The sequence below is a fragment of the Paenibacillus xinjiangensis genome (assembly GCF_059686975.1).
Genome location: NZ_JCAALS010000025.1, coordinates 64336 through 86821, shown reverse-complemented (window position 1 = coordinate 86821; position 22486 = coordinate 64336). Strand labels below are relative to the sequence as shown.

Here is a 22486-nt window from a genome sequence, read left to right as displayed (position 1 = left end):
TGAGCGACAACTGGTCAACTCTTCCATAATCGTTAATATATTCGCGGATAGTGGTATATAATCCTTCTGCCCCTAGAAAAAAATTGGAAAAGCTTCCTGCACCAACTATTAGGATGATTATTGTCCCGAGAACTTCAATGCTGCGCGAACAAAACCACGGAACAAACGCTGTGGACGGTTCGGGCGCGATGTGAATTCCGGATGGAATTGTGCAGCCAGGAACCATGGATGATTCGGCACCTCAACCATTTCAACTAAACGGCCGTCAGGTGATGTCCCCGAAATGCGCATTCCTGCAGATTCAATCTGCTCGCGGTATTCATTATTGAACTCGTAACGGTGACGATGACGTTCGTACACAAGCTCATCGTCATATTCTGTCGCTGCAAGCGACCCTGGAGTAAGCTTACAAGGGTACAGACCAAGACGCATTGTACCGCCCATATCTTCGATGTCTTTCTGCTCAGGAAGAAGATCGATAACAGGGTATGGTGATGAAGGATTAATCTCTGAGCTGTTAGCGTTATCCAAGCCCGCAACGTTACGAGCATATTCGATAACAGCCACTTGCATGCCTAGGCAAATTCCGAAGAAAGGCACCTCTTGCTCACGTGCATATCGGATAGCTGAGATCTTACCTTCAATACCACGATCGCCGAAGCCGCCTGGCACGAGAATACCATGGACACCGTGCAGCTTGTCTGCAACATTCTGGTCCGTCAGCTCCTCTGCATTGACCCAACGAAGATTCACTTCAGAATCAGCGTCGATACCTGCATGGCTGAGGGATTCTACAATACTGAGGTAAGCATCATGAAGCGCAACGTATTTGCCAACAATAGCGATCTCAGTCTTCTTATGAAGCGATTTGACGCGCTGAACAAGACCTTCCCACTCCGTCATATCCGGTTGGTTCGTCGATAGCTTCAGGTGATTAACGACAATCTCATCAAGACCTTCCTCGCGAAGCATAAGCGGTACTTCATACAAAGTTGAAGCGTCACGGCATTCGATAACCGCATTCGCATCGATATCGCAGAACAGACCGATTTTGCGCTTCATATCTTCTGCAAGCTCATACTCAGTACGGCATACGATAACGTTAGGCTGAATACCGATGCTGCGAAGCTCTTTTACACTGTGCTGTGTTGGCTTCGTCTTCACTTCGCCTGCAGCTTTAATATAAGGAATGAGCGTTACATGGATGTACATCACATTGTCACGGCCGATGTCGCTCTTGATTTGACGGATGGCTTCAAGGAATGGCAAGCTCTCGATATCGCCGACTGTTCCGCCAATCTCCGTAATAACAATGTCCGAGCCCGCTTCTTTGCCAGCACGATATACACGCTCTTTGATTTCATTCGTAATATGCGGGATAACCTGAACAGTTCCGCCCAGATAGTCGCCGCGGCGTTCTTTTGTAATAACATTGGAGTAAATTTTACCAGTCGTAACACTGCTATATTTCGTTAAGTTAATATCAATAAACCGTTCATAATGCCCCAAATCCAGATCTGTTTCCGCGCCATCATCTGTTACGAATACTTCGCCGTGCTGGTAAGGACTCATCGTCCCTGGGTCTACGTTAATGTAAGGATCGAACTTTTGAATCGTTACTTTCAAGCCACGGTTCTTAAGCAAGCGGCCCAGTGAAGCAGCTGTAATCCCTTTGCCCAATGAAGAGACAACGCCCCCGGTTACAAAAATATATTTAGTCACTTTGTTAATACCCTCCATGCCTCTATTGGTTATTATGGTTATGTTTAGGTTCTCCCAATTGCTCGATAAACATGGATGCAGAAGCATCAATCACACCTATCCATTTATTGGAATAAAGCTCTCATGAGCTCTGCACTAAACCTTGCCTTACACAAACAAAAAAAGTGACACCCGTCTTCACGGGGCACTTTTCATTTGGCATATTATTAAAATATACAAGGAAGTCCAAGCATATCGCTTGCTCTTGCCTTTATATTTCACCTCGAAACGTTAGCACCCGACAAACCCGGCTAATGCCGTATATGCTCGTGCGGTATGTTAACCGAATCTTAAAGCCCATGCAATAGTTTACTCTGCCCCAATAGAACATGTCAAGCAGAAACAAACGGTAGACTATGGAGCGGCTACTTGTCATCCTCTTCGTCTTCATCGTCATCTAAACCATCTTCATCCGAATCCGAATCATCACCAGCATCAAGATCCTCGTCAACGGCCTCTTCGTCGATCTCTTCGTCATCAATGACGACCTCTTCATCGACTTCTTCTTCCGCTTCCGCTTCCTCGAAGTCGCGATCCTCATCGTATACATCGTAATCTTCTTCATCCGCCGCGTATGTTTCATCTTCCTCATCCGCGAACAGATCTACATCGTCATCATCGTCGTCGTCGTTAATAATACGTGAACGCTTCGCGTTCGAGATCGGATCCTCGTTGCGCTCAACTGGATACCAACGCTTCAATCCCCACATATTCGTGCCTACACAGGCGAAACGTCCGTCGATATTAATTTCCGTATATACCTGAGCGATAACTTGATTGATGCCATCCTCGGACAGGCCGCGTATCTTGGCAAGTTCATTCATCAGATCACGATAATAATACGGCGTATTAGCTGCCTTCAACACTTCGAACGCCAAATCGACCATAGGCATTTCCTTAATTCGTTCAGGATCCAGCTTTAATGTAAAGTTGCCGCTGCTCATATGGACACATCCTCTCTTGCCTTCTTCTGACTTGCTTGTTCATTCCTTTATCACAGTATAGTAAAACCTATTTCCTCTAAAAAAGCAAGCGACCTCTTCACTCCATGCCAGCCATAAAGCTTGGACAAACGAACAAAAAGCGAAGGGCTGTCCCTTCGCTTCGACTGTATCCATCCGGATAGCGCATAGGAATGCACTCCGGAGACGTGGGAGCTCCTGAGAACTCTTACATCATCCTATGTCCCGCATCGTTTTTTGACACGGTTTCAAGCCTAATTATATGAAAAAAGGCAAGTTGCTCATGCGACTGCAACAACTCGTTCATACAATAGTTCAGCATCGTCCGTCGGGAGGGGACGCGAAAACTTGGATACAACCGCTTTTCTCCATTGGTTACAGGACACGATGGCTTGCACTAGCCAAGCGACAAAAAAGCGGATCATCCGCTTCCAGCAGGACAGCGACTACCGACAATTTCTGCATAGCCTCGCAGAGATGTCTACATCGTCTTCGCCGCTCAAAGCCGTCAAGCAAATGCAAATCATCCGTGCCATTTCCTGCCGTCTTCCTGTCGAAGAAACGCTAGCGCGCTTCTCTGGTCGGGTATGGATTGAGAATGATCGCCGCATTACTGTGCATGCCACCGCACAAAAATCAATTTCCCCGGAGAAAGGCATTCCGTGGGGAGTACAACAGGTCAAAGCCCCTCTAGCTTGGAGCACAACTACTGGCCACCGCATCAAAATAGGGGTGATCGACACCGGTGTCGACTTCAGCCATCCCGATCTGCGCCATTCACTGGCACGAGGCATTAACCTGCTCAACCGGAGCATGCTCCCTCATGATGACAACGGGCATGGCACCCATATCGCTGGAACGATTGCTGCCGCTAACCAAGTAAAAGGGATGATCGGGGTTGCACCTCGCGCTCAGATCTATCCCGTCAAAGCGTTCGATCATAACGGAAGCGCGTTCGTATCCGACATTATTCTCGGCATTGACTGGTGTGTTAGAAACAAAGTCAATATTATTAATATGAGCTTCGGTATGAAAACGCGAAGCAAAGCCTTGCTCACCGCCATAACAAATGCTTATAATGCCGGCACTATCGTTGTCGCATCCTCAGGCAATGATGGTAAGCGCCGTGCTGTCGATTATCCCGCAAGATATCCTCAGACCATATCGGTCGGAGCTACCAATAAGCTGCGGCGTGTTGCACCATTCAGCAATCGCGGCACTTATATTGACATCTACGCACCTGGAGATAAGATTCTATCTGCATGGCTGCGAGGCAAGTATCATGAGATGAGCGGCACCTCAATGGCTACTTCTCATGTCAGTGGTGCCATCGCCTTGCTCATGGCCTACAAGCCGGGGCTAATGCCCGCTGAGATCAAAGCGATTCTAAAAAAATCTGTACAGCCCCTTAGAGGCGCCAAAGCCCCCCGCTTAGTTGGAGAGCTCGATATTATGCGTATGATGCAGGCCGCGGATCGGTAGAGTCCGCGGTCTGTTTGTCGGTTCCGAGCTTATTTGATGGGTTAGCGGGTAGGGACTGTCCTTTACCGACATACCAAAAAGAGCCTGCACCATCCATCCGGACATGCAGGCTCTTTACTATCTACATCCGCTCTGGTGCGGATACTCCAATAAGGCGAAGCGCATTAGCGATAACTGTACGCACAGCTCCTAGCAGCGCAAGACGGGACTGCGTCTGGGACGCATCGTCTGTGATGACACGCTCTGCTTTGTAGTAGCTGTGGAATTGCGAAGCCAGTTCGTATACATAACGAACAAGTCGATGAGGCGCGTACTGCTCAGCTGCTTCAGAGATTTCCTGCGGGAACTCTCCAAGCTTACGCAGCAGATCGAACTCCGCTTCAGATGAGAGCTTGCTGAAGTCTAGACCCTCAAGCGGCTGCAAGGCAATGGCCTGCTCTTCCGCTTGACGGAAAATACTGCAAATCCGGGCATGCGCATATTGCACATAGAATACCGGGTTCTCATTCGAAGTCGAGATTGCCAAATCCATATCAAAATCGAGATGAGAGTCCATGCTTCTCATTGTGAAGAAGTAACGAATCGCATCTACGCCTACTTCTTCCATCAGATCCTGCATCGTAACAGCTTTGCCGGTACGCTTGGACATCTTGACCTTCTCGCCGTCTTGGAACAAGCTCACCATTTGAGCAATAAGCACAACAAGCTTATCAGGATCGTTACCAAGCGCAGCCATAGCTGCTTTTACACGAGGGATATAACCATGATGGTCAGCACCCCAAATATTAATCATCCGATCATAGCCGCGGCTGTACTTGTCTTGATGATACGCGATATCTGGCGTCAAATAAGTATACGAGCCGTCATTTTTCACCAATACGCGGTTTTTGTCATCCCCATAAGTCATCGTCGACAGCCAAGTTGCGCCTTCTTCTTCGTACACTTGACCTTTGGCCTTCAGCGCTTCAAGCGCCTGTTCAACTACTCCGCTCTTATAGAGAGACGTCTCGCTGTACCAGATGTCGAAGTTAACGCGGAATAGTCCGAGATCCCGCTTGATCTTATCAAGCTCCCGCTCCAGTCCGAATTCACGGAAGAAGGTGAACCGTTCCTCATCAGAAAGTGCAAGCAGCTTGTCCCCTTCTCGCTCGGCCAACAGCTTGCCGAAGCCAACGATATCCTCGCCATGATAACCATCCTCTGGCATCGCGGCATCTTGACCAAGCGCCTGACGATAGCGTGCTTCAATAGAACGAGCCAGATTGTTCACTTGGTTGCCCGCATCATTAATATAATATTCACGAGTTACTTCATACCCTGCGAAATCAAGGACATTGCACAAAGCATCGCCTACAGCCGCTCCACGTGCATGACCAAGATGCAAGCTTCCTGTTGGATTCGCGCTAACGAATTCCACCTCTACGCTGCGGCCTGTGCCTGTGCTAATGCGTCCATAGTTGTCACCCGCTGCAGTTACTTCCCCAATTACGGAGTAGAGATAGCTCTTATCCATCCGGAAGTTGATGAAGCCAGGTCCCGCGATCTCAGCCGACTGAATACCGAACTTCTCACCATTCAGGTTAGCGATAATCGTCTCTGCAATCATACGCGGGTTTTTCTTCGCCAGCTTCGTCAGCTGCATAGCCGCATTCGTCGCTAGGTCACCATGCTCCTTGTCCTTCGGCACTTCCAATACAAAAGCAGGCAGCTCCTCGCGTGCTGCAAGGCCCCCTGCTACAGCCGCATCCGCGATTGCTTCCTTCACTTTATCGTACATTTGATCCAATACGTTCATGATTGTCCTCCTAAAAGTTTTACGAAGTAAAACTTACTTCGTAAGCATAAGCCTAAAAGTTTTACGAAGTAAAACTTACTTCGTAAGCATAAGCTTTAAAGTTTTACGAAGTAAAACTTACTTCGTAAGCATAAGTAAGCATAAGCAAGCTCTTCTCGTCTCATTATCCCAATCGTGTATAAATAAGCGCAGCGCCTACTCCCCGGCAAGTGCAGGCTCTACTCGGAGCTGCATAAGGAATTGTCCTGAGGGCTGCTCATGAATGAACAGCTCGTACTGCCACTCCATTGTAAAAGGCGGCTCCACCGCTTGACCATCAGCCTTAGCAGAAGCTGCTTGGAGCTTCAATACCGATGTCTCAATCTCCATCTGGAAAGTCGTATAGGGCGAGCGATATTGCCCTAATCGCCGCCCCGCTCCAGGGACGAACAGCTGCTCGGACTCCACCGCACCTCTGCGTGTGACCGACAGCTCGCCAGGGCGATAGCGAACAATTGTACGGACGCGCTCCTCCTCAGAGCCAGCTTCCGATGTTCCTTCTTCATAACGGATGAATATCGATTGCTCCTTGCGGAACCATTCCCCCGGGTAGCTATGTTCCTCCGTTACACCATCCAGTGTGCTTAAGAGAGTAACCTTGACTTGCATTCTGTCTGGCATGGACTTGCTCCTATTTCTCAGTGTTATCGTATGTAACTACTATATACAGGAACCCCTGCAATTTCAACGATTACGAGGTTTTATCCGTTCAGATAGGGCTTAATGACGCTCCACGCACCGATACGATCCTCTAAATTCCGCATCTTTTGCGTTGGAATCGGACTCGTAGACGGAAGCTTAAGAAGCGCGACAGAGTCGAACGCTGAATCAGCTCCAAAATGTTTGCGGAACGTATCATAGGCTTTGCTTCCATTGAAAGCGAAGCAGCGCAGCTGCGGATAACGCTTCAGCAAGCTCGGCAGGTCATTCGGAATTTCCTTCCGAATATTCACGTCCAAGCTGCCCTCCCGCTCACAGGATTCAATCACATCAAACACCGCCAAATGATGCGCCTTCAAGAAAGCTAACCGACGTTCATATTCGGCATCGGGCACACCTGCATCGAACAGACCATAGACGACTCCCCAGAAGTAATTGCGGGGATGCCCGTAGAATTGTCCGTATTCAAGTGATTTGACGCTGGGAGCGGAACCAAGTATGAGCACGCGTGAATGCTCATCTATTACAGGCTCAAAAGAATGAATGCGCATCTTAGAATCAACCTCCTCAGGCTAATGGCCGAATCATTATTATCCATTAGCCACTCGCTCCACTATTCTTCCCTATGTGCCCACAAAAAAAGCTTGCCCCAAGACGGGCAAGCTTCTGTATAAAGAGCTACTTAATAAAGCCAAGCAGCATTTCGCGAATAACCTTGGCTGCCACAATCTGTGTCTGCTCTGTAGGGTCATAGGCTGGAGCTACCTCAACAAGGTCGCAGCCAACAACATTGACACCGGAGCGTGCGATCGCATGAACCGCATCGATAAGCTCCTTGGACGTAATACCGCCTGCTTCGGCAGTTCCCGTACCTGGTGCTGCCGAAGGATCAAGCACATCGATATCAATCGTCAAGTATACAGGGCGTCCTGCAAGCTCAGGCAACACCTTCTTGAGCGGCTCAAGCACTTCGAACGGATGGAAGTTGATGTTCTCCTTCGCGAATTGCCATTCCTCACGGGAACCTGAGCGAATACCGAATTGGTAGACGTTCTTGCCGCCGATAAGTCCTGCTGCCTTGCGAAGAGGCGTCGAGTGAGACAACGGCTCACCTTCATAGGACTCACGCAGATCAGCGTGGGCATCGAAGTGAATGATCGCAAGATCCGGATATTTGGCATACACTTCACGGAAGATTGGCCAAGATACGAGATGCTCTCCGCCTAGACCGACAGGCATCTTGCCGTCATCCAGCACTCCGCGAACGAATTCACCGATGATATCCAGACTGCGTGCTGCATTGCCGAATGGCAGCAGCAGATCGCCAGCGTCGAAATACTCAATATCCTCTAGGCTGCGGTCCAAGTATGGGCTGTATTCCTCAAGCCCGATCGATACTTCACGAATGCGGGGCGGTCCGAAGCGCGAGCCCGGACGGAAGCTGACCGTGAAATCCATCGGCATCCCGTAGATTACGGCTTTGGAAGCCTCGTAATTCTCGGAGCTTAGAATGAAGACATTGCCTGAATATTTTTGATCCAATTTCATGAGGCTTGCCCTCCCTTTCTGCGTTAACCTTCTTATTTCACGAGGTCTTCGACAAATTTAGGCAGGACGAATGCCGCTTTGTGAAGGCGCGGTGTGTAATATTTCGTTGAGATTTCTGGAATGGAAGCTTCGTCGACCTCAAGCGGGTCATACTTTTTGCTGCCCATTGTGAACGTCCACAGACCGCTTGGGTATGTAGGAATGTTCGCACCGTACACGCGGACGATTGGGAATACTTCCTTCACGTCTTTGTTCACGCTTTGAATCAGATCTGCCTTGAACCAAGGGTTGTCTGTCTGAGCAACGAAAATACCGTCTTCCTTCAGCGCTTCATAGATACCTTGGTAGAAGCCACGTGTGAATAGGTTCGCTGCTGGCCCTACTGGCTCAGTGGAGTCAACCATGATGACATCATAAGTGTTCTTATGATCATGGATATGCATGAAGCCGTCATTCACAAGCACTTCTACGCGCGGGTTGTCCAGCTCGCCAGCAATGGTCGGCAAATATTTCTTCGAATATTCGATAACTTTACCGTCGATGTCGACAAGTACAGCCTTCTTCACCTGTGGATGCTTCATCACTTCACGAATAACGCCGCCGTCACCGCCGCCAACCACTAGAACATGCTCTGGGTTAGGATGCGTGAACAATACCGGATGGGCAACCATCTCATGATAGACGAACTCGTCCTTCACTGTAGTCATAACCATACCGTCGAGTACGAGCATAGTGCCGAACTCTTCTGTCTCAATCATATCCAGCTGTTGAAAATCAGTTTGTTCATTTACATAAGTTTTAGTAATCTTCGCCGTAATGCCGAAGCTCTCTGTTTGTTTTTCGGTATACCACAATTCCATGTCGTAAATCCCTTCTTTCCGTCAATGGTTCACCATGTATTATAGTAGTTCAGGGCAAAAAAGCAACCTTTTCCAAGCTATATCCATAAAAAATTAACCTAAGCTAAGCATGCAGTGAATATAGGCATCCCGCTTTTTCCATACTAAGGAAAAGTGATCGTTCAATTGAAGGGAGCCCGCTCCATGAATAAGCCTAAAGCCCGGCCGGGCGGACCGAGCCGCAAATATGCTTTTCCTATTATAACCGAACGGTTTCTTCCCCATGTTCTCAAATTCAAAAAAAGACTGCGAATAACCGCATGGATGGCTGCCATCTTCTTGATGCTTATCGGCGCATCCTTGCTGTACTTGCGCTTCCAGACACTTCCCGTTGCTTCCATCAGCCAAACCTCACAGATGCTTGATCTGCAGGGACAGATTATTGATACCTTTCATGCAGGAGAGAATCGACGCTCTGTGCCTCTGAAGGAGATTTCGCCGTACGTCGTACAGGCCACCATAGCTATTGAGGACAGACGCTTCTACGATCATCTTGGCTTCGATATGAAAGGGATGGCGCGTGCCGTAGTCGTTAATGTAGAATCACGGTCAGCCAAGCAGGGGGCTAGTACACTCACGCAGCAGCTCGCGCGCAATCTCTATCTCACTCACGAGAAAACCTGGCAGCGCAAGCTGAAGGAAGCCGTCTACACCGTACAGCTGGAGATGAACTACTCTAAGGACGAGATTATGGGCTTGTATTTGAATCAGATTTATTACGGACATGGAGCCTACGGCATTGAAGCCGCCTCCTTACTCTATTTCAATAAGAAGGCTTCCGAGCTATCGCTTGCCGAGAGCGCCATGCTGGCTGGCATTCCGAAGGGGCCCAAGTACTACTCGCCTTTCATGGATATGAAGAACGCGAAGGATAGACAGCACACGATACTGCTGGAGATGGCGAAGGCTGGCGACATTACCTCCGAAGAGGCTGACGCTGCTTATAAGGAAGTCTTGCAATTCCAACCGCTTGGAACCGGCGATCAGTCCGGCTTCGCACCCTACTTCCGCGATTACATTCGTTATATCGCTGTAGATAAGCTCGGTATTAACGAACAGCTGCTTAATGAAGGCGGAATTACGATCTATACGACGCTTGATCCAGCCGCTCAGCAGGCAGCAGAGGACGCAGTTGAAAAAGGACTTGCCGGCAGCCAAGAGCAGCAGGCCGCGCTTGTTTCGATTGACCCTAGGAATGGTTATATAAAAGCAATGGTGGGAGGACGGGATTATAAAGTAAATCAGTACAACCGTGCATTAGCAGAGACACGTCAGCCAGGCTCCTCCTTCAAAGCGGTTCTCTATCTAGCGGCACTGAAGAGCGGCTTCTTGAACCCTGTCTCTAGATTTAAGAGTGAGCCCACCTCCTTCTCTTATGATGAAGGCCGCAAGACTTATGAGCCGCGCAACTATAACGACAAATACTTCAATGATTACATTGATATGCGCAGAGCTATTGCAAGCTCCGATAATATTTATGCAGTGAACGCAATCATGACAGTTGGCGCATCCAACGTCATTGATATGGCTAGGAAGCTCGGCATCACGAGCCCCATGAATCCAGTGCCATCGCTCGCGCTTGGGACCTTCCCGGTCAGCCCGTTTCAGATGGCATCGGCTTTCGCCGTTATAGCCAATGGCGGGATGCGAGTGGAGCCTGTAGCCATCCTGCGAATCAAAGACCGTGACGGCAACATTATATATGAAGCGAAACGAAAAGCAGAGCAGGCGGTCGATCCGGCGAATGCCTATGTTCTTACGAGTATGATGGAGAGTGTATTCGAGAGTGGCGGGACGGCACATCGTGTGTCTTCGTTCATTAAAAGGCCTGTTGCCGGCAAGACCGGAACAACAGCGACTGATGCATGGCTGGTCGGCTATACACCCGAGCTTGCCACTGCTGTGTGGGTAGGCTATGACAAGGATCGGAAGCTGACGGTGGCGGAAGCCCACCGGGCTGCCCCAATCTTCGCCCAATACACCGAGCAAGCTCTTGCAGCGGTTCCACCTAAGATTTTCCCTATACCGGACAATGTGGTGAGTGTATATGTGGATCCTACGAGCGGCAAGCTGGCTGCGGCCACCTGTTCCAGCAGGAGAATGGAAACCTTCGTCAGCGGCACTGAGCCAATCGAAGTATGCGGCGAAGCAGCGCCAGATACGGAAGAACCAGCTGCTGGAGAGGACACAAGCCGTGAAGCAGGCAAGCATTGGTGGGATGATCTTAAGCGTTGGTGGAAAGATTAAGGAATCTGAACAAACCTTCGCCTAATTTTGTCGGAAATTTGATCAAAAAGTGAATTTTCTTTGAACAAACCCATATAATGTGTTATAGTGATCTCAAGAAAGCACTTACAAATATACGGGAGTGTTTATTATGACAACGAAAACAGTAACAGTAAGCCATGCTCAGCCTGCCTCAATCGTAATTGTGAAGAAATTGGTTACACTAATGACCATATTCGCATGGACAGCTCTGACGCTGGGTGTTCTGATGTGTCTTGTCAATATAACCCACTTTAGCGATAAAAACGTCTGGTTAATGGTAGGATTAGGCTTCATGGTAGGCAGCGTGTTCATCTTCGTCATTGGTACAGCGATCGGTCTTGTCCATGCGAGAATGAACCAGCAGTTGGCTGAGAGTACCAATTCTTCTGAACAGAATCAGGATCTATAACGAATCCTTTTCCCAAGTGCAATAACAAATAGACCGCTATTCGTCCAACATGACGAATAGCGGTCTATTCTTGTTTCTTCCAGAAAATAAAAAGGAAATTTAGTACAGTTGTCTAACTGGTGAACTTTCTATTACAGAAAAAAGACGAATTGTTGACGTAATTGTTAAGCCCGCAGTTATTCCGCCTCAGTTCTGTTAATGTAGAGCTAAGAGTAAACCTGAGGAGTTGAAACAATGTGAGATCGTATATTCGTCTATTGCCACCCATGCTAATCATGCTGATGGTCGTGTTGCTTACGGGCTGCGGCGAGCAGTATATCGTGCTCGATCCGAAAGGACCAATCGGCGAAGCACAGAAAGATTTAATTTATTTCACTGCGCTGCTATGTTTCATAATTCTTGTTCCTGTACTCATCCTAACCGCCTACATTATATGGCGCTACCGTGATAAGAAGGGCAACAACGCTCCGTATAAGCCATATTGGGAGCACAGCACGAAGCTGGAAGTAACCTGGTGGGGTATTCCAATCGTTATTATTGCTATTCTAGGCATAGTGACAGTGAAGTACACCTACGATCTTGAGCCTTCCAAGCCAATTGTGTCAGAGAAGGAAGCTATAACAATTGAAGCTACCTCATTAGACTGGAAATGGTTGTTCACCTATCCGGATGAGGGTATTTCTACTGTGAACTATTTGCAAATTCCTGAAGGTGTACCGATCAAGTTCAAGGTTACTGCGGATCAGGCGATGAATTCCTTCTGGATTCCACAGCTTGGCGGTCAAATCTACGCGATGTCCGGCATGGCGATGACCCTTTATTTGCAAGCCGACGAAGTTGGAGATTATTACGGATCAGGCGCCAACTTTACCGGGGAGCTATTCGCTAAGATGACGTTCAACGTGAAGGCAACTTCAGAAGAGGACTACGAAGCATGGGTACAAGATGTGAAGAGCAACTACCCTGCATTAACTATGGCAGGTTTCGAGAAACTAACCGAACCTGGCGCTTCTAACCCTGAAACCTTCTCATCCTTCCCAGAAGGATTGTTCGATCATGTTGTTATGCAATATATCGGCGAAGGTGGCACAGGTCACCAGCATGGCCATACAGAAGAGTCCGAGCAATCGGAGGACGCTTCCGAAGATATGACAGATATGGACCATGACATGACAGATATGGATCATGACATGGAGGGAATGACGGATAATGAAGCAACGTCTTCCCATGAAGGGCATTAAATTGAGTTTACGGAAAGGAGAAGCCAAATGTTTCAGAATTTTATAGACTTCATGCTGAATGACTTTTTCGTCACCGGCGATCCGCTCATCTTGGGCGCGCAAGTATCTATCGCTCTAGCGTCAGTAGCAGTCGTATTCGTTCTAACCTACTTCAAGAAATGGCGCTGGTTATGGACGGAATGGCTTACTACTGTCGATCATAAAAAAATCGGTATTATGTATATTCTCGCATCGATTCTCATGCTCTTCCGCGGAGGCGTCGATGCCCTACTGATCAGAACGCAGCTGGCTCTTCCGAATCTAGAGTTCCTGCATGCCGATCACTACAATGCCATCTTCACCACGCATGGCGTCATCATGATATTGTTCATGGCCATGCCACTTATGTTCGGTCTATTCAACATTGTTGTTCCGCTTCAGATTGGCGCGCGTGACGTTGCCTATCCGTTCCTGAACTCACTCAGCTTCTGGCTGTTCTTCATGGGCGCGATGCTGTTCAACGTATCATTCGTTATCGGTGGTTCGCCTGATGCAGGCTGGCTTGCTTATCCACCGTTGTCTGAGCTGTCAGGCAGTCCAGGTGTTGGTCAAGACTTCTACATCTGGGGTATACAGATTTCCGGTATCGGCTCCTTGGCGAGTGGTATCAACTTTGTAGCAACTATTCTAAAAATGCGTGCACCAGGTATGAAGCTGATGCAAATGCCGATGTTCACTTGGTCGGTATTGTCTTCATCCATTACGATCATGTTCGCTTTCCCTATTCTTACTGTTACGCTGTTCCTGCTCTTCATCGACCGTTATGTAGGGGCACATTTCTTCACGCTCGACGGCGGGGGCAACCCGATGATGTATATCAACCTAATATGGATGTGGGGTCACCCCGAGGTATATATCGTTATATTACCGGCATTCGGTATCTTCTCTGATATCGTGTCAACCTTCTCGAAGAAGAAGCTGTTCGGATACAAATCGATGGTATTCGCACTTATATCGATCGCATTCTTCTCCTTCTTCACTTGGGCTCACCACTTCTTCACAATGGGCTCAGGCGCTAACGTTAATGCATTCTTCGCGGTCACAACCATGTTGATTGCGATACCTACAGGGGTCAAAATATTTAACTGGCTGTTCACGATGTTCCGAGGACGGATCACGCTCACGCAGCCTATGATGTGGACACTAGCTTTCATTCCGTGCTTCGTTGTCGGCGGGATGACCGGGGTTATGCTGTCCGTAGCACCTGCTGACTTCCAGTTCCATAACAGCTACTTCTTGATCGCTCACTTCCACCAAGTGTTGATCGGCGGCGTTGTATTCGGTTATTTCGCAGGCCTATACTACTGGTGGCCAAAAATGTTCGGCTTCACTCTGCATGAAGGGCTTGGCAAATGGGCATTCTGGCTATGGAACATTGGTTTCTATGTCTGCTTCATGCCGCAATACGCGCTTGGCTTGATGGGTATGACTCGCCGCTTCAACGAATACAACTTCGATATGGGCTGGCAGCCGCTTAACGTCGTTTCGACAATCGGCGGATTCATTATGGGTCTGGCATTCCTGTTCCAAGTATGGCAAATTGCACACAGCATCAAGTTCTTGAAGAAAGTCGACGGCGGAGACAACTGGGGAGACGGTCGTACGCTTGAATGGTCGATCTCATCACCAGCTCCAATGTACAACTTCGCACGCCTTCCTGTTGTAACTAGCCAGGATGAGTGGTGGGAAGAGAAGCAACGCATCGCCAAGGGTGAGAAGCCTAAGCCGCTTGCACCACTTGAGCCGATTCATATGCCGAAAAACTCTGCAATTCCGTTCGTCATGTCCGTGTTCTTCTTCATTGCCGGATTCGGATTTGTATGGGGCTGGACGTGGATGATTGTTCCTGGCCTTATCGGCGTAGCCATCTGCATGCTTGCTCGTTCGTTCAGCTACGATACCGACTACTACATTCCTGTAGATGAGATCGAGCGCACCGAAGCAGCAGCGTTAAGGAGGACAACATAATGGCACAAGCAGTAAAGGGTCACGGTGCTCATGGTCATGATAGCCATGGACATGATGATCACCATGATCATGAATCATTAAAGACATTCGGCTTCTGGCTGTTTCTTATAACGGATATTATCCTGTTCGGTACGCTGTTCGCTACCTTCATGGTTCTGCGCTTCAGCACGGATGGCGGTCCAACGCCTGACGAAATGTTCAAGATGCCTGGTGTCATCGCTGAGACCTTCATCTTGCTGACAAGTAGCTTCACGAGCGGTATCGCTGTTCTTCAGATGCATAGAGGGAATAAAAAAGGCCTTATCGGCTGGTTGGCTGTTACAGCAGTTCTAGGCGCGTCCTTTATATACCTCGAAGTAGCCGAGTTTATCGAATTGGTACATGAAGGTGTGAACATCGGGACTAGTGCTTACTGGTCCGCCTTCTTCACCCTCGTTGGTACTCACGGACTTCACGTATCTGTCGGCTTGATATGGATGATCGCGCTGATCATTCAGCTTCGTCGCCGCGGAATCACACCAGTCACACAGCGTAAAGTGAACATTATCAGCTTGTACTGGCATTTCCTTGACGTAGTATGGATCTTTGTTCTAACAGTCGTTTATTTGATGGGGGTGATGTAGGATGGAAAAGCATAGCTCAAACGCCCATGCCGGCTCGCATGACGCTCATAGCGGCTCGATGAAATCCTATGTGATCGGATTCATCTTATCGATTGTTCTAACTATTCTTCCACTCGTCGTCGTATTGAATGACCTGTTCAGCAAGAGTGCAACGGTTGTCTTCATTATCATCATGGCTATTCTGCAATTTGTTGTGCAGCTGCTCTTCTTCATGCACATCAGAGATGAGCAGAAGCCCAAATACAACATCTATGCGCTTATCTTCGGGCTTATTATTCTAGTGACGGTTGTCGCTGGCTCGATCTGGATTATGGAGAACAACGTAATCGGCTAATATAGAAGTAGAAACGCCCTCCGAGCTTACTCGGGGGGCGTTTCTTATGCTGTCGATCATCATTTCATCAGCTATCTACCTCCTTCTGTTAGCCCTTTCTTTATTTGTCTTTGGGACAGGGCTTGCATATGCTATAATACCTACTGGGCAACTATCTTTTGGGAGGGCATTAAGAAATGAGAACGAAACTTACGCCAGCATTACTTCTGATTGCTGCAGCAATACTCCTTATCGTAGCAGGATGTGGAGATAAGAAGACCACTAATCAGGGAAGCACTAACGCAGCAACAACGGCACCAGAAGCTCCTACACCTGTTCCCAAACCCAGCAAGCTATTAGGTTCTGACAAGCATCCGGTTGTCACTATCGAGATGGACAACGGCAAATTAATCAAAATCGAGTTGTATCCCGAGATTGCGCCAAATACGGTGAACAACTTCATCTCTCTTGTTAATAAAGGCTTCTATGATGGAACGATCTTCCACCGCGTCATTCCAACGTTCATGATTCAGGGCGGTGATCCTGAAGGCACTGGAATGGGCGGACCTGGATACAGCATCAAAGGCGAATTCACGAATAATGGCTTCGAGAATGAGCTGCTGCACACGCGCGGCATCCTGTCCATGGCTAGATCGGGTGATCCTGACTCTGCAGGCTCCCAATTCTTCATCATGGTTGCTGACGCACCTTCGCTTGACGGACAATATGCATCATTTGGCGAAGTCATTGAGGGTATGGAGACAGTCGATGAGATCGTGAATCAGCCTCGTGGCAGTCAAGACCGCCCAAATACACCGCTCGCGATGAAAAAAGTGACGGTTGATACGCTTGGGGTAGACTATCCGGAGCCTGAGACAACTAAATAAATTAATAAAAAACCCTGTAGCTGGCTTAGGGGGGTGACCCCCTAGAGTGAGACAAATTAAAACACCTTCAAAAAAAGGCTCCCATGTCGTAAGATGTGTGGGGACAACTTTGGAGGTGTTTTTGCATTGGCAACAAGAGTGAGTTATCCATTAGAAGTGAAGATGAACGCCATAAAAATGAGATTGGCCGGAGTTACGGTACGAGAGGTCATGGAGCAACTAAACGTAAGCAATCAAACACAAGTGAAAACATGGATGCGCTGGTATCGCAATGGTGAAATGCATCGACTGGAACAACCCGTAGGTAAACAATATAGCTATGGCAAGGGGCCCGAGTATGGATCGGAGACAGAGAAGCTGCGGGCAGAAAATCGGTTTCTCAGGCAACAAATCGAAGTCTTAAAAAAGTACAACGAGATGAAAAGGAGGTGTCCCCAAAAGTTGTAGTCGCTTGGATGGAATCCATTCAAGGGTTCATGCCTGTAAAGCATGCCTGTAAAGCATGCCTGTAATCTGCTAGGCATTGCCCGCGCAACGTACTATCGTTGGAAAGCGGAGCATCGAACTAAACCGCTCAAACCTGTGGTTGAGAAGATTCGGGAGCTCTGTATTCGGCACAAATTTCGCTACGGGTATCGGAAGATCACAGCTCTCCTTCGAATCGATGAAACCATCAATCACAAGCGTGTACAGAGGATTATGCAGCAAGAGTACTTACAATGTCGGGTCAGAATGAAGAAACGTAAGCAGACAGGACAGCCCACTCATCTAGCTGAGCATCTACTAAAACGAGAATTTCAAGCAGAGGCGCCCTTGCAAAAGCTCGTGACCGACATTACGTACTTGCCCTATGGTGGGAGAACGTTATACTTGTCGAGCATCTTGGACTTGTACAACAGTGAGATTGTGGCTTACAGTATAGCAGACAAACAAGATACGTCGTTTGTTTTAGATACGTTGCATCAACTACCGAGTCGACCTGGGATGATGCTCCATAGTGATCAAGGCAGTGTGTACACGTCTGAGGCCTATCAAGCAGCAATCAAAGGAAAAGGCATTACCATGAGCATGTCCCGCAAGGGAACGCCCGCTGATAATGCCCCCATCGAATCGTTTCATTCCACCCTAAAGTCTGAAACGTTCTACCTCGAAGGTCTTACCTGTACAACGACGGCAATCGTTGTACAAACCGTTCGAGACTACATTACTTACTATAACTCAACTCGCATTCAAACGAAACTAAATAACCAGTCGCCGATTGATTTCAGGCGACTGGCCACATAGCTTGCAAGGTGTTTTGATCTGTCTCACAAACAGGGGTCAGTCCCTAGCCCAGTTACAGGGTTTTTACTATATTCGAGCGATTAGAACTCGCGCTGCTCCACCTTGATTTCCTTAGGCAGTATGAGGGTGAGCTTCGGATGAATAGATTCGGAGATGAGCGCGCCATTCTTATATTCCGGTCTGCTCACCATGACATACATGGTGCTGCCGACGGTATTCGTACTAATCATTCGATCGGGATGCTCGAGTACGTAGACAGAACGGTACTGCACTTGTCCCAGAAGCGTTACATCCCGGCCCTCGCTGAGATCAAGCTGTACAGGCTTAAATGACTGAACGACAATCTTGTTCACGTTATCCGGCACACGTACCGGCTCTGTCTGAACAACAGCCGTTCTGTCCTTCATTTGCAGCGCTTCGCGAAACTCGCCTAGCAGGCCTGTAGAGGACAGTGCCGCCATAGCGATGCTGCCTGTTCCGATGATCGCCACGAAGAAGACACTTATCCAATCATACCGAATAACCATCCGCTCGCTTCCAGCGAGCCATAGATACAGGAGCAGCTCGGCTCCGAGTAGAATAAAGACGAGCGGCGCCACCCACAGCATAATATTCAGAGCCTCAGCACCGCTCCATACTGAGATGGCTACTGCCGCTCCAAGAAGGAGCAGTGTAATGCCCATCGATAAGGAGCCTACTCGCCATGCTTTCATGAACGCCCCTCCTTATCATTGCTCGCAGCTCTTGTATGATTCTTCGGGGCAGGCGGCTTCGCTGTCGGCGCAGCCTTCCAGCCGCCACCGAACACCAGACGCAGGCCGGCGGCAATCATAATGAATGCAACGACAGCGGTCGGCAGATTATATTTGAAGTCCAAATAGTATTGATAAATTACGCTCCAATTCTCTCTAACGAAGCCGCTTGTGAGCATTTTATCGCCTAGATAGTACAGACCGAGCGCTAGAAGCGCTAAACCTATCCATTTCTGATAAGGTCCCAGCTGAGCTATAACAGCTTCATCTGACAACTCATTCTTCTCATAACGCGACAATTGCTGCAGCACATCGAAGAAAGCGAAGAACCAGAACAAAGGAAGCAGGAACAGGAACAGGGTTAACCGCAGCGAGTCCATTAAGTAGACTGCTGACAGGAAGCCAACCATGATCTGAAGGCCGCGTTTCTGCTGACCAAGGTACAAGTGACCTGCTCCAGGGAACAGGGAGAGTGTAGCCGCAAGCACCTTGTTCTTCTTCCCGGTACCGATATAATTCTCGAGCTCTTCGAAGAAAGGACGGTCTATCAGCAGCTCACCACGCTGCTTGCGCTGCAGCTGCTGGATCGCATCGAACATCGAATAAATCCAGATAACAGGCAGCCCAAGCAGAAAGATCAGAAATCCAGGAGCATCAGTTACCACACTTATAAAGATGATGATAGAGAACAAGCCTAGGAAAGCAATGAGAAACGTAATTCCTCGCTGCAGCTGCCCTATGGACATGTGCCCTAGCCCTGGAATCACAGACATCAGCATAGTCTGCGTCTTCTCTCTCTGCTGCTCCATCAGATTAAGATGATCCGGCTGCTCATACCCCCTGTCTGCGGCTGCCCCCACCCCTCTGTGCTTGCCTGACAGCAGGGAGAGGAGCATATCCAGCATATTAATGCCCCAACATACTGCAGCAATGAATAACAAGAAGTACATCAACCCTTCATCCACATGAGAATCCGTTATCGCAATGAGGAACAACAAAGCCAGCGGCCCGAAAAACCCTCCTGCATAAAAGAAAAACCGTAGCGGCCGGCCAAGATAAGCATGGCCCGCGCCTGGTATGAAGGACAACAAAAAAGCAACTATCGGATTCTTATACACCCTCACTCAATCCTCGCTTTCATTCTTTATTGAACCGGACTTCCTCGACCCCATCCAGCCACGTAAGTGTTCTGCTAACCATCCGATCAGACCAGGTGGGAGCAAGCGCATCCTGCCCTTCTTGCTGCCTCATTTGCTCCTCGCGGTCGAGGTCCGTCAATCTCTCAGATACGCCATTGAATGATCCCGTTCCGAGCAGCAGCAGCGTTATAGCAGCAGCAGCCGAGAAATGCGTAATGGGATGCTGCAGCCAAGTACGGCGCCTGTAAGGCTTCTCCTGAACGAGCAGCTCTGCGCTCCATGGTTCATCCTGTTCCAGCTCAGAGAGTAAGATATCTCTCACCTGCATGCCGAGCTGCTCCATATCAGGAAGCTGCTCATGACTTACGATAGTCGATTGCTCAGACTCCACTGCTTCCATGAATAGCAGTAGACAGGCTTCACAATCCGACATATGCTGCTCCATTCGCTCGGCATCATGATCACTAAGCTGGCCCAGTACGTACAGCTTCATTGTTGACGCATCTTCATGTGATGGATACGGTGGCTCGCTATTCCTATTCATCGAATTACGCACATCATTTTTCCCGTTCATTCAAAGTCCTCCTTTCGCCAATGCCGCTTAATCCAATTACGTGCCCGGTACAATCTGGACTCCACGCTTTTGCGCTCAAGGCCAGTCTGTATCGAAATTTCCTCATAGGATTTATCTTCCATATAATAAGCCGTTACAACCTCACGGTAATTATCTGGCAGCTGCTTCACCTGTTCTCGAACCTGCCGTTTGTCCTCGAGCTCTACAACCGTGAGCTCCACAGCCTGCTCGCTCCAGCCGGATTCGTTGCCCGCCGCTTCAAGGGAATACGCGCTCTCTACAAGCTCCTCCGGCTTCCGAGCTTTACTTCTCTTCCAATCAATTGCTTTATTAACCGCGATACGGGTAATCCACGTCTTGAAGCCATCTAATCTACATTCCGGGAGGGAGCGATAGATCTGCAGCAATACTTCCTGTGTAACGTCCTCCGCATCATGCGGTGAACGTATAACAGCATAGACGGTTCTATATAAGTAAGGCCCATAGGCCTCTACGAATAATTGGAACTCCGCAGGCCCGCCGTCGCGAACGGCTCTGATCCATGCTTCGTCTTGAATCTCGCTCTCCTCCCTTCCTGATTAATAGACGGACATTAGCCCGCTCACCCCTGCACTTCTCACAAAAAAAACTGGAGATCCCTTCAGCTTGTCGCCAAAGGCATCCCCAGTCTATTGATTTAGTAAGCTAATGCAACGGATTTCCGTGCATAGCCTGATTCCGTTACGGCAGTCAATAAGAAGTGAGCAGTATCCGCTCTGGAGATCTTCTGACCGCCCTTAGGTACAGCCTCAGACTGGCGATACTGCCCTGTCCATGGCCCATCGGTTAGCTGCATCGGACGAGCAACGGTCCATTGCAGCTTACTGCCTGCAAGAAGCTCATAGGCTCTTCGATGATCAATAAGCACATTTTTCAATATTCGTGACAATAGAAAGCCTATAACACCCTTCAGCTCGGAATGAATACCCGCTGATGCCACATAGGAAATACGATCCACACCATGCTCCTGCATACCGGCTAGAACATGCCTAGTCACATCGGACATAAGCGTAGTCGCACCAGTCCCTCTGCTGCCTACGCAGCTAATAACGGCATCACAGCCTCTAATGGCTTCTTTCACGGCTGTCTCATCTAAGCCATCGCCTTGAATGATCGTCAACGAAGCGTGTTGAATCGGAAGCTTGTTCGCATTACGAACATAGGCCGCAACCTGGTGCCCCGCATCCAGAGCTTGCCTTACGGCTTGCTTGCCGACGCCACCGCTCGCACCGAATATGATTATTCTCAAGCTTGCTCGCCTGGCTCTAGAGCTTGCTTCAGCTCATCAGAGGAATGGTTCCACCATTCCTCGTTATGCGCGATTAGCAGCTTACGGAATGCTGCCTTCTCTTCCTGTCCCAGCTCGCTTAGGTTGAAGCGACGCTTGAGCGCATGATCCAGCTTGTTGACGTGATCGGCAAGGATTTTCCAGCCCCGGCGTGCTTCCGTATCAATCAGCATCTCGCAAGCGGTAGCACCAGCATACAAAGTACCTGCCTCCGTACGCTCTACGGCTACCCATACGATCCAGCATTGCCGGCCATTTGGTGTATTTTCTTTGTCAGGACTGAACTTAATTCCTCGCTCTATCTTGCTCTTGGCGTGCATGGCTCCGTCATCAATATAGGCAACACCCTGATCAATAATGACGCAGGATACTGCGCTAAGGTCGATTGTTCCGGCTCCGAAGCCTTTATGTTGTTTGTTGCTCACAACGTTGAGCGCCAATTGTTTCTTCTCTTTTTTCTCCGGCTCAGCCGGCTGTCCTTGCTGCTCTGTCATGGTCTTTCCACCTTCCCCATAC

Annotated in this window: 21 protein-coding genes and 1 pseudogene; 9 read left to right on the top strand and 13 right to left on the bottom strand. The window is 48.8% G+C overall.

From position 1 onward, the window contains the following. Positions 1–117: 117 nt before the first annotated feature. Positions 118–1722 carry a CTP synthase gene (gene pyrG / locus AC6ESP_RS22395; RefSeq protein WP_497098952.1) on the bottom strand — a complete coding sequence of 535 codons (1605 nt, stop codon included), beginning with the start codon at positions 1720–1722 and terminating at the stop codon, positions 118–120. A gap of 404 nt (positions 1723–2126) precedes the next feature. Further along, positions 2127–2705, bottom strand: coding sequence for a DNA-directed RNA polymerase subunit delta (gene rpoE / locus AC6ESP_RS22390; protein WP_497098951.1), 579 nt, complete (start codon positions 2703–2705; stop codon positions 2127–2129). A 366-nt stretch (positions 2706–3071) separates the two neighbouring features. Here rpoE and AC6ESP_RS22385 point away from each other — a divergent pair, with 366 nt between their 5' ends. Continuing rightward, the gene (locus AC6ESP_RS22385) at positions 3072–4205 is read left to right on the top strand and encodes a S8 family peptidase (protein ID WP_497098950.1); all 1134 of its coding nucleotides are present in this window, start codon (positions 3072–3074) and stop codon (positions 4203–4205) included. A gap of 121 nt (positions 4206–4326) precedes the next feature. Here AC6ESP_RS22385 and argS read toward each other — a convergent pair whose 3' ends face one another. From argS to speE, 5 genes are all read right to left on the bottom strand, one after another. Continuing rightward, positions 4327–6000 (bottom strand): arginine--tRNA ligase, encoded by a 1674-nt coding sequence (argS, locus tag AC6ESP_RS22380; protein ID WP_497098949.1) that lies wholly within the window; start codon positions 5998–6000, stop codon positions 4327–4329. 195 nt (positions 6001–6195) lie between these two features. Continuing rightward, positions 6196–6660, bottom strand: coding sequence for a YwiB family protein (locus AC6ESP_RS22375; RefSeq protein ID WP_497098948.1), 465 nt, complete (start codon positions 6658–6660; stop codon positions 6196–6198). An 80-nt stretch (positions 6661–6740) separates the two neighbouring features. Then, complete coding sequence (locus AC6ESP_RS22370) at positions 6741–7250, bottom strand: DNA-deoxyinosine glycosylase (RefSeq protein ID WP_497098947.1); 510 nt, start codon at positions 7248–7250, stop codon at positions 6741–6743. Positions 7251–7377: 127 nt separating this feature from the next. After that, on the bottom strand, positions 7378–8247 hold the full coding sequence (gene speB, locus AC6ESP_RS22365; protein ID WP_497098946.1) for an agmatinase: 870 nt from the start codon (positions 8245–8247) through the stop codon (positions 7378–7380). A gap of 32 nt (positions 8248–8279) precedes the next feature. After that, positions 8280–9107, bottom strand: a complete 828-nt coding sequence (speE, locus tag AC6ESP_RS22360; protein ID WP_497098945.1) for a polyamine aminopropyltransferase — start codon at positions 9105–9107, stop codon at positions 8280–8282. A 183-nt stretch (positions 9108–9290) separates the two neighbouring features. Between speE and AC6ESP_RS22355 the strand changes: the two genes are divergently transcribed. The 8 genes and pseudogenes from AC6ESP_RS22355 (at position 9291) to AC6ESP_RS22320 (ending at position 18178) form a co-directional block, all read left to right on the top strand. Further along, entirely contained in the window at positions 9291–11393 is a 2103-nt protein-coding gene (locus AC6ESP_RS22355; protein WP_497098944.1) for a transglycosylase domain-containing protein, read from the top strand. A 130-nt stretch (positions 11394–11523) separates the two neighbouring features. Continuing rightward, positions 11524–11823: a hypothetical protein gene (locus AC6ESP_RS22350; protein ID WP_497098943.1), complete on the top strand. Its 300-nt coding sequence runs from the start codon at positions 11524–11526 to the stop codon at positions 11821–11823. 266 nt (positions 11824–12089) lie between these two features. Next, entirely contained in the window at positions 12090–13064 is a 975-nt protein-coding gene (gene cyoA / locus AC6ESP_RS22345; RefSeq protein ID WP_497098970.1) for a ubiquinol oxidase subunit II, read from the top strand. A 27-nt stretch (positions 13065–13091) separates the two neighbouring features. Further along, positions 13092–15071 carry a cbb3-type cytochrome c oxidase subunit I gene (locus AC6ESP_RS22340; protein ID WP_497098942.1) on the top strand — a complete coding sequence of 660 codons (1980 nt, stop codon included), beginning with the start codon at positions 13092–13094 and terminating at the stop codon, positions 15069–15071. Beyond that, on the top strand, positions 15071–15694 hold the full coding sequence (gene cyoC, locus AC6ESP_RS22335) for a cytochrome o ubiquinol oxidase subunit III (RefSeq protein ID WP_497098941.1): 624 nt from the start codon (positions 15071–15073) through the stop codon (positions 15692–15694). Before AC6ESP_RS22340 ends, cyoC begins: the two co-directional genes overlap by 1 nt. A gap of 1 nt (position 15695) precedes the next feature. Then, entirely contained in the window at positions 15696–16028 is a 333-nt protein-coding gene (gene cyoD / locus AC6ESP_RS22330; protein WP_497098940.1) for a cytochrome o ubiquinol oxidase subunit IV, read from the top strand. A gap of 176 nt (positions 16029–16204) precedes the next feature. After that, entirely contained in the window at positions 16205–16894 is a 690-nt protein-coding gene (locus tag AC6ESP_RS22325) for a peptidylprolyl isomerase (RefSeq protein ID WP_497098939.1), read from the top strand. Between the two features lie 126 nt (positions 16895–17020). Continuing rightward, positions 17021–18178, top strand: a pseudogene (locus AC6ESP_RS22320) (IS3 family transposase). An 80-nt stretch (positions 18179–18258) separates the two neighbouring features. Here AC6ESP_RS22320 and AC6ESP_RS22315 read toward each other — a convergent pair. The 6 genes from AC6ESP_RS22315 to AC6ESP_RS22290 form a co-directional block, all read right to left on the bottom strand. Then, positions 18259–18891: a hypothetical protein gene (locus tag AC6ESP_RS22315; RefSeq protein ID WP_497098938.1), complete on the bottom strand. Its 633-nt coding sequence runs from the start codon at positions 18889–18891 to the stop codon at positions 18259–18261. Continuing rightward, positions 18888–20048: a hypothetical protein gene (locus AC6ESP_RS22310; RefSeq protein ID WP_497098937.1), complete on the bottom strand. Its 1161-nt coding sequence runs from the start codon at positions 20046–20048 to the stop codon at positions 18888–18890. Before AC6ESP_RS22310 ends, AC6ESP_RS22315 begins: the two co-directional genes overlap by 4 nt. Positions 20049–20067: 19 nt before the next feature. Continuing rightward, positions 20068–20643, bottom strand: coding sequence for a zf-HC2 domain-containing protein (locus tag AC6ESP_RS22305; protein WP_497098936.1), 576 nt, complete (start codon positions 20641–20643; stop codon positions 20068–20070). Then, positions 20640–21182: an RNA polymerase sigma factor gene (locus AC6ESP_RS22300; protein ID WP_497098969.1), complete on the bottom strand. Its 543-nt coding sequence runs from the start codon at positions 21180–21182 to the stop codon at positions 20640–20642. Before AC6ESP_RS22300 ends, AC6ESP_RS22305 begins: the two co-directional genes overlap by 4 nt. A gap of 137 nt (positions 21183–21319) precedes the next feature. Continuing rightward, the gene (locus AC6ESP_RS22295) at positions 21320–21931 is read right to left on the bottom strand and encodes an NAD(P)-dependent oxidoreductase (RefSeq protein WP_497098935.1); all 612 of its coding nucleotides are present in this window, start codon (positions 21929–21931) and stop codon (positions 21320–21322) included. After that, the gene (locus AC6ESP_RS22290) at positions 21928–22464 is read right to left on the bottom strand and encodes a YwhD family protein (protein WP_497098934.1); all 537 of its coding nucleotides are present in this window, start codon (positions 22462–22464) and stop codon (positions 21928–21930) included. Before AC6ESP_RS22290 ends, AC6ESP_RS22295 begins: the two co-directional genes overlap by 4 nt. Positions 22465–22486: the final 22 nt, after the last annotated feature.

Bases quoted from the DNA above. Each gene is read 5' to 3' on its own strand.
- AC6ESP_RS22355 (WP_497098944.1), top strand. From the start codon at position 9,291: ATGAATAAGCCTAAAGCCCGGCCGGGCGGACCGAGCCGCAAATATGCT.
- AC6ESP_RS22375 (WP_497098948.1), bottom strand. From the start codon at position 6,660: ATGCCAGACAGAATGCAAGTCAAGGTTACTCTCTTAAGCACACTGGAT.
- AC6ESP_RS22290 (WP_497098934.1), bottom strand. From the start codon at position 22,464: ATGACAGAGCAGCAAGGACAGCCGGCTGAGCCGGAGAAAAAAGAGAAG.
- AC6ESP_RS22305 (WP_497098936.1), bottom strand. From the start codon at position 20,643: ATGAACGGGAAAAATGATGTGCGTAATTCGATGAATAGGAATAGCGAG.
- AC6ESP_RS22315 (WP_497098938.1), bottom strand. From the start codon at position 18,891: ATGAAAGCATGGCGAGTAGGCTCCTTATCGATGGGCATTACACTGCTC.
- rpoE (WP_497098951.1), bottom strand. From the start codon at position 2,705: ATGAGCAGCGGCAACTTTACATTAAAGCTGGATCCTGAACGAATTAAG.
- AC6ESP_RS22370 (WP_497098947.1), bottom strand. From the start codon at position 7,250: ATGCGCATTCATTCTTTTGAGCCTGTAATAGATGAGCATTCACGCGTG.
- AC6ESP_RS22350 (WP_497098943.1), top strand. From the start codon at position 11,524: ATGACAACGAAAACAGTAACAGTAAGCCATGCTCAGCCTGCCTCAATC.
- AC6ESP_RS22325 (WP_497098939.1), top strand. From the start codon at position 16,205: ATGAGAACGAAACTTACGCCAGCATTACTTCTGATTGCTGCAGCAATA.
- cyoC (WP_497098941.1), top strand. From the start codon at position 15,071: ATGGCACAAGCAGTAAAGGGTCACGGTGCTCATGGTCATGATAGCCAT.
- speB (WP_497098946.1), bottom strand. From the start codon at position 8,247: ATGAAATTGGATCAAAAATATTCAGGCAATGTCTTCATTCTAAGCTCC.
- speE (WP_497098945.1), bottom strand. From the start codon at position 9,107: ATGGAATTGTGGTATACCGAAAAACAAACAGAGAGCTTCGGCATTACG.
- AC6ESP_RS22340 (WP_497098942.1), top strand. From the start codon at position 13,092: ATGTTTCAGAATTTTATAGACTTCATGCTGAATGACTTTTTCGTCACC.
- cyoA (WP_497098970.1), top strand. From the start codon at position 12,090: ATGCTAATCATGCTGATGGTCGTGTTGCTTACGGGCTGCGGCGAGCAG.
- argS (WP_497098949.1), bottom strand. From the start codon at position 6,000: ATGAACGTATTGGATCAAATGTACGATAAAGTGAAGGAAGCAATCGCG.
- cyoD (WP_497098940.1), top strand. From the start codon at position 15,696: ATGGAAAAGCATAGCTCAAACGCCCATGCCGGCTCGCATGACGCTCAT.